Source organism: Desulforhopalus vacuolatus, assembly GCF_016918505.1.
Lineage (GTDB): Bacteria > Desulfobacterota > Desulfobulbia > Desulfobulbales > Desulfocapsaceae > Desulforhopalus > Desulforhopalus vacuolatus.
In genome coordinates this window covers 70,747-82,303 of sequence record NZ_JAFFPZ010000015.1, presented here as the reverse complement: position 1 = coordinate 82,303, position 11,557 = coordinate 70,747, and the positions used below count along the sequence as shown (strand labels likewise).

The following is an 11,557-nucleotide window of genomic DNA, read 5'->3' as shown; positions in this document are numbered from 1 at the left end:
TTGATCGAAGCGGTGGTGCATTGACCAAGGCCTGCTTTGTTGGTTTGAGTAAGTGTGTTTGTGATGGGACAGCATATCGCCGGGAGCGAAAAGTTACAAAATCCATCGTAACCTCCTTAGAAGATTAGTCTTTTAAGGAGGGCAAACTCGGAATTTCACTTATTTGTCAAGAAAAAAACTTCTCCTTGTAATTTATTTTTTTCTACATGCAAAATCTTAACCGGACACTACTGGTTTATTCTATTTATTATTAACAAACTTTAAGCATTGTCTCTAATGCCTTTCGAGCGAGTTTGGAGGTTTCTCCAGGGACAGTTATCTCTGTGGCTGTGCCTGCATGGACAGCCCTTAAGATGTTTAAAATGTCCACCTCCATGGTTTTGTTCATATTGGAGCAATAGCTTTCAACTAAGGGTAAAACCGTCTTTTCATGAAGATATTTGGCAGCAAGCCGATGTACAAGATTTGTTTCCGTACCGATATAAACCGTTGATCCTGGTTTAAGCCCCTGAACATAATCAATAATGAACGAGGTGGAACCGGATGCATCGGCTAAAGCGACAATGGTGGGATCACATTCCGGGTGGACGACAATTTTGGCCAGAGGATTTTCCCTGCGTATCTTTAAAACGTGATCCTGCTTGAAACGAAAATGGACAGCACAAAGTCCCGGCCAAAGGGCAAGAGAGATTTTTGAAGACAATTCAGGCTCTTTCAGATTGAGAATGGCCATATCCTGGTCTTTCAGCCCCAGATTTTTACCTGTATTTCGGCCCAGATTTTTATCTGGCAAAAAAAGGACCAAATCACCCTGGTCTAACGCCCATGAAAGCATTTTGTCCGCATTGGCCGAGGTACACACTGCCCCTGCAAATTGTCCGCAAATCGCCTTTACCTCAGCCGAAGAATTCACATAGGCCAAAGGGATGATTTTTTTTCCCGAAGACGAAATATGCTCTACGACCCTGCGCACCAAATAACCAGGGGCCATGCCAGCCATAACACATCTCGCATCTGGAACCGGAGCAAATACCCTTTGTGAGCCTGTTGCCAGGATGGCGGCACTCTCGGCCATAAAGCTCACACCGCAAAAAACTATGTTTTTTGCCTCAAGATCAGGAATTTTGCGGGCCAGTTCCAGAGAATCCCCTTGAATATCGGTACATGCAATCACCTGGTCATTTTGATAGTGGTGACCCAAAATGCACAGGTCTTTGCCCATACACTTTTTAATGGCCATGATCTCATCCTTCATATAACACTCCAAAAATACAAATATTTATTTTTCTCTATCCGTTGGTGGTAACGATAACCATACTCAAATCAGCAAATCTGGCCGAATGTGTCAATGCCCCACAGGAGATATAGTCCGGGTTAAGGGCAGCCAGTTTCTCAATATTATGGAGGTCAACTCCACCACTTAACTCTGATTCTATATTTTGGGGAATGAGCGTAAGGGCCTCACGAATCTCTGAAAGGGACATATTATCCAGCATAATCCGATCAACCTTCATTTTAATGGCCTCAGCGACCTCGTCCATATTCCGGCACTCAACTTCAATTGGTGGACAGGGGACACAGGTTTCACGCAACTTTTGCACCGAAGGAAGAATTCCTCCTGCACGGTCCAGGTGATTGTCCTTGAGCATAAGCATTCCTTCCAGATCAAGGCGGTGGTTTGTTCCTCCACCTGTAAGGACCGCATATTTTTCCGGGAAACGAAGACCTGGCAAGGTTTTTCTGGTATCCAGGATACGACACGAATACCCGGATATTTTTTGGACAAAGGTCCTGGTCAGAGTGGCGATTCCGGAGAGGTGGCACAGGAAATTCATTATCACCCGCTCCGCCTTTAAAAGTTTTCGGGCCGGAGCTTTAATTCGACAAATTTCCTGTCCTTTTAAGATCAGGTCCCCATCATGGCTCAAAAAAACAATCTCAGGTTCAAGTCCCATTTCTTCAAAGATAATGGGGATAACGGGCAAACCGGCAAGGACACAATCTTCTTTAGCCATAATCAGGGCACTGGCCATATCCTCCAGATCAAAGACTGCCTCAGAAGTTAAATCCTGTCCGTCTTCTTTGAGGGCAAGCCTGATTGTTGACCGAAGAAATTCCTTCCGAACCGGGCTAAAAAAAGAATCGAAAATGTTTTGCATAATATCTCCAAAAGTTGACAGGTTTATGCCAATTTTACTCTTTTTCCGAAAGAACAGACCTCGGTATTTGACATCTTCCCCTGCCTCAAGGGCGGGATTCTTCAAGAACGATCATCGCAGAATTTTTGCTGGTGGTATTCCAGATCTTGTGAAGGAAGTCATTTTTGATTGCACAGACGCCGTTATTGTAAAAACGAAGTCGGAGTATTTAAGCTCGTTCAGGTAGCAGCACTCGCTGCCAGCAAATCTCTCTTTAAAAAAAGAATACCAGATCATGGCCCTTCTTCAAGCAGAAATATTTCAGAGAGTGAATGAGAGAAAACAGATGGGGGCCCGGGAAAAAAATTTTATGGGTAGAATCCGTCCCTTGTTACCCCTTGTAGAGCGTAGCAGTTGTTTCATGTTTTGTGGCTGAACGCAGACGAAGTTCAAGGATGAAAATACCTTAGTGATACATGATTTTTTTTCGAAAATGTACACAGGAAGGCAGAGAGCAATAAAGGAAAACACCAGGGGCAGACTCAGAAAATTCTAGTCCAAAATATTTGACAACACTGGAAATATTCACGGGCAAACGTGTTATACCCCGTTTTGTCTCCTGTTTATCCATTCATGGTTACAAACGACAAAAGGAACCACGAATGGACACGAATAAACACGAATTATTACTGAAAAAACCATAAGAGAATGCCCTTGTAGTTGAATTCGGTCTGTTATTTGCTTTGAGGTAATTGATGTTTTCCGTGGTAGCAAACTGCATGAAAACTATGGTAATGTATTGTTTCTGCTTATCAGCCCATAAGGAGCAGGGTCTGTTCTCATGCGGTGCACTGTACGGCTTAACTTCGGATACAAACGTTTTCGTTTAATGCGTTGTCCCTGTTCGTGAAAATTCGGCACAACAGTGATTCCAGCAATGGTGTTGTAGAGACAAGGCATGCCTTGTCTACACGGTGACGATAAACGTAACGATAACGGTAGAATGACTTGTAACGCATGGAATAAACTGGTAGCAATTCCAAGAATTATTAAGAGCAGATACAACCGGGGTTGAGCCTCCTTAAACAGGAGCATAACTTAATTGGAATGGGATAACAGATATTCTTGATTATCTCTGAGTAAACGCATAGTGTTGAGAATTGATCAATCTGAATGGCGAGTTGCACAATCCGCTTTCAGCACAATCTTTAAACGTGGCAGGGAGAATACTATTATGGGACATAAAAAGAAAAAATATCTGAACCTTTATGAAGGTACCGCACGTGACTCTTATAAAAACAAAAAGAGCGAAGACAAAACAGCTCTCTGGGTAAAAAACACGCAGCTTGACTACGAAATTGAGCTGCATAAACTGCAGATCGAACTGTTGAAATTGCAGTGCAGCATGATAAAAAAAGGGGAAAAGGCTCTCGCTATTTTTGAGGGACGTGATGCTGCGGGAAAGGGGGGAACCATCCTGCGCCTCACGCAGCACCTCAATCCCCGGAATGTGAAGATTGTCGCCCTGCCGAAGCCTAATAACCGCGAACAGAGTCAATGGTACTTTCAGCGATATATCAATCACCTGCCTGCAGCAGGAGAATTCGTCGTATTCGATCGAAGCTGGTATAACCGGGCAATGGTCGAGCCGGTGATGGGATTTTGCACAGAAGAGCAGCACAGCCGTTTCCTCAAAAATGTACCCTCTCTTGAGGAGATGCTGGTGCAGAGTGGTATCAGGCTTTTCAAATTCTACTTTTCAGTGAGCAGGGAGGAGCAGAAAGCACGTTTTGAGTCCCGACGAAAAGACCCGCTCAAACACTACAAAATTTCCCTGGTAGATGAAAAGGCACAGAAGATGTGGGATCAGTATTCCGTGCGAAAATTTCAGATGCTTACCGCCACCCAGCGGGAGAATACTCCGTGGACAATCATTCGCTCAGATCATAAAAAAAATGCCCGAATCAACTGCATCAAACACATCCTTAGCAGCTTTGATTATGAAGGAAAAATCTCTAAAAAGGATCTCACCACCGACCCCAAAATAATTATCCCCGGCGAGATAGAGCTGCGACTGATGGAGGAGAATATGGCAACACCGGAGAAACTTCCGGGCTGATGCAAACCACCCCATGCGGTGGCACAGGAGGGGTTAAAAAACCTCTTCTGCCGCTTTCACATAGGAGAGGCTGCCATGCAGCATGTACCATCAGCTCACTTAATAAGGAAAAGATAAACTTCCCCGGGGTGAAACTCACTCTCACCACGGGAAAGAATTGCTTTACTTCTATTCCACAAAAGCCAGGGCATCCTCAAGCTGAGAGACATCAAAATAGCGCTCCAGTTTTCTCCTGGAAGAACGCTCAAAAAAAGAGATTGTCGATGGGAACCAGCGTCTTGATAAACTTTGAGTGGGCGACAACGGCAATATGTCCGAGGTCGCTGATATACCGCAGGGAGTAAAGGTTATTTTCGAAAAAGGCATTCACCTCTGTCTGGCGCACCTTCGCCATATCAAGTTTAGCGAGGATATTCACCTGACTGCAACCTCCGGCAAGCTTCTCTTCAAACCACTTCTGAACCAGTTTCAAATCGTTATTATCAAAGCGCTCAATCACTTCAGGGTACCTTGAAACAGCTTGTATTTCGTTCATATTCGAGGTGCAGGAAGAAATTTACCGCAGCCTTTCCTCAAGATTATGGTGGCAGGAATTCGTCAGAGTGGACACATCATCAGCGTTGATCCTTTACGGCCTCAGCGGGAGTAAGGGCAAACGATACGGGGAATCCAGCAACTTGCGGCAATTAACCGTCAGGCGATGGAACGTGCCGAGCCGCAGGTCTTCAAACGGATTAATACCGTCCTTGACCAGTTGGAGGATAAATGAGGAGAAACAGGCGAGTCGCAAGAGTGTATATCCCATTTGAAACATGTTCCATGGAGAAAGTATGAAAATTGTTATTGCCCCCGATTCTTTCAAAGAGAGCCTTGGAGCCCCGGCAGTCGCCCGGGCAATTGAGGCTGGTTTCCGGCAGGTATTCGCCGATGCCGAATACCTGCTGATCCCTGTGGCGGATGGCGGTGAAGGCACAGCTGAAACCCTCGTCGCCGCAACAGGTGGGTATCTTATCTCCACTGCAGTGCACGATCCCCTGGGAAAGGTGATTGAGGCGAGCTACGGTGTCGACGGAAAGAACAAAATCGCCTATATCGAGATGGCAGCGGCAAGCGGTCTGGAATTGATTCTGCGGGGACAGCGAAACCCTCTGTTTACAGGCAGTTATGGCACAGGAGAGATGATCCTTGATGCCCTGCGCCGCGGCTTTCGCCACCTCATTCTCGGTATTGGAGGCAGCGCTACCAACGATGGCGGCGCAGGCATGCTGCAGGCTCTCGGTATGGGCCTTTTTGATGCAAACGGCACGGTCATCGCGCCAGGAGGAGGCTGTCTGGGAGAACTGGCAAAGATTGATACTTCCGGGCTTGTCCCCGAACTGAAGGAATGCCGCATTCAAGTAGCCTGTGATGTCAATAATCCTCTCACCGGAGAACGCGGCGCTTCGGCTGTTTTCGGTCCGCAGAAAGGAGCCACCCCCGCCATGGTGGAAAAGCTTGACCGGAACCTGACCCACTGGGCAGATTTCATCGAAAGAGAGATTCAACGAGACGTTCGCAACGTCGCCGGAGCAGGAGCGGCTGGCGGGATGGGCGTGGCACTGCTTGCCTTTCTCGGCGCCGAATTACAATCCGGAAGCGACATCGTACTCCAGACAGTGCAACTTGAGCAGGCAATGGAAGGAGCCGATCTGGTCATTACCGGAGAAGGTAGAATCGACGGACAGAGTATTGCTGGTAAAACACCCATTGGAGTAACGCGACTGGCAAACCAAAAGGGGATACCGGTCATCGCTATGGCAGGTTGTCTTGGAGAAGGGGCAGAGCTGGTGCTTAACCACGGCGTTACTGCCCTCTTTCCCATCCTGCCCGGCCTCGGGTCCCTTGAAGACACCCTTGTCGCTGCAGAAGAGAATCTCCGCGCCACGGCAAGAAATATCGCGGCGACACTCAATATCCGCAGCTGAAACGTGCTCATCACGCCAATATCAATAAACGGGTTCCACTGATGGGTCCCTTGAATAATCTTGTATTTCGTTCATATTCAAGGCACAGGAGAAAATTTACCGGAGCTATATGTTTGATATCGGAGTCTGGCGCTTACCTGCGAGGATAAATTTTCGACTGTAACGAAGAAGATGGGCGAAAGACTGATTATTCAAGGTTCCCTGATGTTTTTTTTTGCAAAACCATACGCAAGCGGGCAACACTTTCTAAAAAAGAGGCAACGGCATCCTGTTGTTGAATTTGGCACCGGGAAAGGTCTTATACCATTCCTATTAAGTTATGACCGTACTTAATGCCATTTTCACTTTCTATTGGCGAATGTAAAGGCAGGGGGATGGGAGACAGGAGACGGGAGACGGGAGACGGGGAAAAGCAAAAGACTTTTTGCCAACGAATAAAAGCTCTAAACATGCGAATAAAGGCAAAAAAATTTAAAATTAAACAGAGAATTGCTGTTGTTCTCTCTTTAATTGCATTCTCTGGTTAATACAAAATGTAAATGGTATTAAAAGGGTTGACGCCACTGAAAGTCTTCACGGAAAAACGTGTTTCACTTATTACTTGAATCCGGTACGGCTTCTTGATAATATGATTGTTCCAGGCTGATCGTGTTTGTCAGAACCCACATGAATCCAGAAAAATGGATTCAGGATATACATCAGGTTATTGAATCATTTTCGATGGAAATACGCGAAACTTTTATCCCGTACGATGGTCACTGAATGCCGTGGTCAAATACGATATGGGAGAGATGAGCAGAAAATATGCATATTCAAAATTCGATAGATCTTAAAGGAGCGACGGGGAAAAACTATACTTTTGATCTCTTTTCTAAAAGTGCTCAGCTGCCTGAAAATGGTGGGATTTACATCTTGACATACTGTCATCCTCGCGGGCATGTGGCGGGATTACAAGTCAATACACTTCATATTGGAACAGCGGATAATCTCAACTCAGCAGTGGCTGATTTCAGAGAGGATACAACAATGCAGGAAAAGTCCTGGAATTATACCGGGATAATTTCTCTTGAAGAAAAAGACATCAGACTTGAATATCTACAGGATCTTACTGGGGCGCACTCCCATTTTCCCGGCTATCATGATCCTGTACCCATAAACATAAAAAGCAACAATATCAGTCCAGAAGAGAGCTTTTTGTGAAAAATACCACAAAATAAGCAAGTTAGAACAATTAAGAGGCACGCCATTCCCATTTTCCGGGCAGGCTAAACCTAGCAAAATTGAGGGTTTTAGCTAATTTATGTCTGAAAATTTCATCTGGTTGAGGCGTAATGAGAGTTCATCTTAAAAATCATACTGGAATGATTTGCTGTATAACTATTTGATTTTTTGTTTATTTAGTGAGTTTTAGCGGACAGTTCTTATTGACCGGGAAAATGGAAATGCGCCCTCTTACTGCCAGCATCTCTGTTTCCCCTTGACCATGGGCAATTACTGAGGATTAAAAGGGCTGACATCACGGGAAATATTCACTGGCAAACGTATTTCGCTTATTACTTGAGTCCAGGCTTTGACACGCAATCAGCCCCGGCTTTCAGCTCTCGACATTCTCAAGCATTTTGTCCCCATTCAAAGGCAGGAGAGTCTCTCCGTGCCCTTTAAACTGGCTCATATACATATTATGGTAGAAACCATCTTTGTTGAGTAATTGCTGGTGTGTTCCACGCTCAATAACTTTCCCGTCATTGATAACAAGGACCTGATCTGCTTCACGAATAGTGCTCAACCTGTGGGCAATGACAAAACTTGTCCTGCCCTGCATCAATCTCAGCAAAGCGTTCTGAATATTTATCTCTGTCCTCGTGTCAACACTTGAGGTTGCTTCATCGAGGATGAGTATTCCCGGGTCAGCCAGAATTGCCCGGGCGATGGCGAGAAGCTGCCTCTGTCCCTGACTGAGATTCCCACCCCGTTCAGAAAGCTGTGTTTCATAGGCCTTTGGCAGTCGATTTATGAAACCATCTGCATCGGCAAGCCTTGCCGCTTCCATGACCTCCTCATTACCTGCTTCCAATCGACCGTAGCGAATATTTTCCATAACCGACCCTGTAAAGAGGTAGGTATCCTGTAACACAACACCCAGTTGCGAACGAAGACTGTCCTTCTTCACCTCCCTGATATTGCAGCCATCTATATAAATTTCTCCCTGGTCGATATCATAAAACCTGGTGAGAAGATTTATAATGGTGGTTTTCCCTGCACCCGTTGGCCCAACAAGAGCAATGGTTTGCCCCGGTCTGGCATGGAGACTCACATCTTTTAATACAGGCTGGCTTTTATCGTAACCAAAAGTCACATTTTTTAAAACCACATCTCCCTTGATATCAACCAGCGCTTTTGCATCCTTTGCATCCACGATTTCTGGTATTTCATCGATTATTTCAAAAACTCTCTCGGCACCGGCAATTGCCCCCTGCAACGTATTGTAAAGGTTGGCAAGTTGGCTCATTGGCCTGCCAAATTGCCGGGAATAACTGATAAATGTTGCAATATTTCCCACTGATGCGAGCCCGTGAATAACGAAAAGCCCCCCGGCACTTGCAATAATCGCGAAACTTATATTATTGAAAAACCCCATAAAAGGTCCCGGGATAACCAAAAATGTTTGAGCCTTGATGGCGGCCTTCTTAAATTTAAGATTTGCCACTTCAAAACTATCAATTGCCGCAGCCTCCTGACCATAGGACTTTATGACCTTTCCTCCTGTTATTGTCTCTTCAATAATACCATTAAGAGCCCCGAGGCTGGCCTGCTGATCGCGGTAGCGGGTGCGGGTATGTTTAGAAATAACTTTGCCCAGGAGCACAATCAGAGGAAGTGAGATAAGGCTCACCATGGCCAGCCATACATTTAATAAAAACATGACAGTGATAACAGATATCAGCATAATGATACCGCCAATAAACTGCAGGACACCTTCATTAAGCACATTGCTGATATTATCCACATCATTTGAGATGCGGCTCATAAGTTCGCCATGGGGTTGTTTATCAAAAAAACGAAGGGACAGAGTCTGAAGTCTGGCAAAGAGATCTACTCGTATGGCCATAACTGTTTTCTGAGCAACAGGGGCCATGATATATATTTGCAACCATGAAGTAAGAGCGGAAATAAGGTAAACCCCAATCATCACAAGAGATATTCTGGCAAGACCGGGAAGATCCCCTACTAAAATATATTGATCAATGGCCATACCCATGAGATACGGGCCAAACAATCCAAAGATGCTGGTGGCAGCAACCGTCACAAACACCATGACAAGTCCGAATTTTTGGGCCTTCAGATAGTGCCAGAGACGGCGACTCGTTCCCTTTTTATCTTTTGCCACCACCTTTTCAGTCATGACCATTTTAGGCCCGGGCGTAAAGGGCAAAGGGGTGGTCATCTCTTTTCTTCCTGTCCTTTGTTCAACCATGTCCTGCCACCTTATTTACTCCCAGCCCCTGCCCCAACTGAGAGTCAAATATCTCACCATAAAGAGGACTTGATAACAGAAGTTCTTCATGGGTTCCCTCGGCAGCAATTTTGCCCTCATCAAGAACAACAATTTTATCTGCGTTTAAAACGGTACTTATCCTCTGGGCAATTACAAAACAGGTCCTCCCTTTCATCACATCTGCAAGTGCCTCCTGAAGTTTTGATTCGGTCTCGACATCGACTGCGCTGGTGCTGTCGTCAAGGATAAGAATTTTGGGTTTGGTGATCAGGGCCCGTGCTATAGATATTCGCTGCTTTTGCCCGCCGGAAAGGTTTACGCCTCTTTGCCCGAGAACCGTTTCATAACCATCGGGAAAAGTAGAAATAAATTCATGGGCCTGGGCGGCTTTTGCGGCTTGAATAATTTCATCCTTCCCTGCATCAGGCCTGCCATAGGCAATATTTTCCCTGATTGTCCCTGAAAAAAGGACTACCTCCTGCATGGCAACAGTAATATTCTCCCGCAAAGTTTTTTGGGCAAGAGTACGAACATCCACCCCATCGATTACGATCCTGCCCGAAGAGACATCATAAAATCTGGGAATGAGGTTGATCAGGCTTGACTTGCCTGCACCGGTGGCCCCCACGATGGCGATCGTCTGGCCGGGTTCAGCGGTAAAACGTATCCCGCTTAAAACGGCCCTGCTGGTTTGGCCGCCATAGGTAAAGCAAACATTCTCAAATACGACTTTACCATTGCTGATGGCGGCCTGTCGGGTATCACCTTCATATCTGACCTCAGGGGTGGAAGCCAGTACTTCAAGCAAGCGCTTTGCAGACGCTGCTGCCCTTGAAACCCTGGAGGCCAGCATGCTGAACATCATGAGACCAGACAACACCTGAGTCAGATAGTTGGTAAAAGCGATGATCTCCCCTACCTGCAGAGAACCATTGTTTACCCGCAAACCACCGGCCCATAAGACATAAACGATACTGACATTTACCAGTAACATGGCAGCAGGCGTGGTCAGTGCTGCCACTCGCAGGGCCGAAACCATATTGTCTTTGAGTCGTGTATTGCTGTCATAAAAGCGACTCTTTTCATATTTCCCGCGAACAAAGGCCTTGACCACCCTCACCCCGGCCAGGTTCTCCAGCATCACAGTATTAAGAGAATCAACCCCCTGCTGAACGGCTCCAAATGCGAGATATGTTTTCCTTACAACCAGCACAAGTACAGCAATCAGTGAAGGTACGAGGATCAAAAACATCAGGGAAAGTCCGGGGCTGGTGAAAGTTGCCATGATAACGCAACCTGTTACCATAAGAGGCGCTCTCACAAGTATATGGAGACATAAAAACACTGCGTCCTGCACCTGGGTCACATCATTGGTCAATCTGGTAACCAGCTCCCCTGTCCCGAGTTTGTCGAGGTTCCCAAAAGAGAGAGATTGCACCTTTTTATAGAGGGCACTTCTCAAGTCAGCACCAAAAAGCTGAGATGCACGAACTGCAAAAAAACCTCCTCCCAGCCCCGCCAAAACACCGAGAAAAGCCACAAAGATCATCAACCCGCTGGTGTTGAACACGGTTGAGCTGTCACGTTGAACAATGCCCACATCAACAATATGCTGCATAAGCCGGGGCTGGAACAGATCCATGGCAACTTCCAAAGCCATCAGAATGGGGCCCAGCATGGCCACTTTCCAATACGGCTTCATAAAACCAGAAAATTTCACGAGTGAATACATCATCTTTCCTGTTTAAATATTCAGGAGGGCACAACACAAATGGACATCAGACAAGGCATGCCCTGTCTCTACAAAGACATTGGGGGAACTACTGCCGTGCTGAGTTCC

General features: G+C 46.0%; 9 protein-coding genes. 3 read left to right on the top strand and 6 right to left on the bottom strand.

Annotated features, from left to right (window positions below; genetic code table 11):
- Window positions 1-250 precede the first annotated feature (250 nt).
- Together nadA and nadC are read right to left on the bottom strand one after the other, a co-directional pair.
- Window positions 251-1,255: a quinolinate synthase NadA gene (gene nadA / locus JWG39_RS10610; protein ID WP_205219368.1), complete on the bottom strand. Its 1,005-nt coding sequence runs from the start codon at window positions 1,253-1,255 to the stop codon at window positions 251-253.
- Window positions 1,256-1,289: 34 nt separating this feature from the next.
- Entirely contained in the window at window positions 1,290-2,159 is an 870-nt protein-coding gene (gene nadC, locus JWG39_RS10605) for a carboxylating nicotinate-nucleotide diphosphorylase (RefSeq protein WP_205219367.1), read from the bottom strand.
- A 1,213-nt stretch (window positions 2,160-3,372) separates the two neighbouring features.
- Here nadC and ppk2 point away from each other — a divergent pair.
- Complete coding sequence (gene ppk2, locus JWG39_RS10600; protein ID WP_205219366.1) at window positions 3,373-4,257, top strand: polyphosphate kinase 2; 885 nt, start codon at window positions 3,373-3,375, stop codon at window positions 4,255-4,257.
- 244 nt (window positions 4,258-4,501) lie between these two features.
- Here the strand turns inward: ppk2 and JWG39_RS10595 are convergent, their stop codons facing one another.
- Together JWG39_RS10595 and JWG39_RS10590 are read right to left on the bottom strand one after the other, a co-directional pair.
- A complete protein-coding gene (locus tag JWG39_RS10595; RefSeq protein ID WP_205219365.1) occupies window positions 4,502-4,792 on the bottom strand; it encodes an STAS/SEC14 domain-containing protein in 291 nt (96 codons plus the stop codon).
- Between the two features lie 93 nt (window positions 4,793-4,885).
- Complete coding sequence (locus tag JWG39_RS10590) at window positions 4,886-5,062, bottom strand: hypothetical protein (RefSeq protein ID WP_205219364.1); 177 nt, start codon at window positions 5,060-5,062, stop codon at window positions 4,886-4,888.
- A gap of 25 nt (window positions 5,063-5,087) precedes the next feature.
- Between JWG39_RS10590 and JWG39_RS10585 the strand changes: the two genes are divergently transcribed.
- Together JWG39_RS10585 and JWG39_RS10580 are read left to right on the top strand one after the other, a co-directional pair.
- Window positions 5,088-6,221 carry a glycerate kinase gene (locus JWG39_RS10585; RefSeq protein ID WP_205219363.1) on the top strand — a complete coding sequence of 378 codons (1,134 nt, stop codon included), beginning with the start codon at window positions 5,088-5,090 and terminating at the stop codon, window positions 6,219-6,221.
- 804 nt (window positions 6,222-7,025) lie between these two features.
- A complete protein-coding gene (locus JWG39_RS10580; RefSeq protein WP_205219362.1) occupies window positions 7,026-7,421 on the top strand; it encodes a hypothetical protein in 396 nt (131 codons plus the stop codon).
- Between the two features lie 394 nt (window positions 7,422-7,815).
- On the opposite strand, the gene JWG39_RS10575 is transcribed toward JWG39_RS10580, so the two are convergent.
- Entirely contained in the window at window positions 7,816-9,696 is a 1,881-nt protein-coding gene (locus JWG39_RS10575) for an ABC transporter ATP-binding protein (protein ID WP_205219361.1), read from the bottom strand.
- The gene (locus JWG39_RS10570; protein ID WP_205219360.1) at window positions 9,689-11,452 is read right to left on the bottom strand and encodes an ABC transporter ATP-binding protein; all 1,764 of its coding nucleotides are present in this window, start codon (window positions 11,450-11,452) and stop codon (window positions 9,689-9,691) included. The genes JWG39_RS10575 and JWG39_RS10570 overlap by 8 nt, the downstream gene beginning before the upstream one ends.
- Window positions 11,453-11,557: the final 105 nt, after the last annotated feature.

Coding starts and splice junctions, on each gene's coding strand:
- nadA (WP_205219368.1), bottom strand. CDS start 1,255: ATGAAGGATGAGATCATGGCCATTAAAAAGTGTATGGGCAAAGACCTG.
- nadC (WP_205219367.1), bottom strand. CDS start 2,159: ATGCAAAACATTTTCGATTCTTTTTTTAGCCCGGTTCGGAAGGAATTT.
- ppk2 (WP_205219366.1), top strand. CDS start 3,373: ATGGGACATAAAAAGAAAAAATATCTGAACCTTTATGAAGGTACCGCA.
- JWG39_RS10595 (WP_205219365.1), bottom strand. CDS start 4,792: ATGAACGAAATACAAGCTGTTTCAAGGTACCCTGAAGTGATTGAGCGC.
- JWG39_RS10590 (WP_205219364.1), bottom strand. CDS start 5,062: ATGGGATATACACTCTTGCGACTCGCCTGTTTCTCCTCATTTATCCTC.
- JWG39_RS10585 (WP_205219363.1), top strand. CDS start 5,088: ATGAAAATTGTTATTGCCCCCGATTCTTTCAAAGAGAGCCTTGGAGCC.
- JWG39_RS10580 (WP_205219362.1), top strand. CDS start 7,026: ATGCATATTCAAAATTCGATAGATCTTAAAGGAGCGACGGGGAAAAAC.
- JWG39_RS10575 (WP_205219361.1), bottom strand. CDS start 9,696: ATGGTTGAACAAAGGACAGGAAGAAAAGAGATGACCACCCCTTTGCCC.
- JWG39_RS10570 (WP_205219360.1), bottom strand. CDS start 11,452: ATGATGTATTCACTCGTGAAATTTTCTGGTTTTATGAAGCCGTATTGG.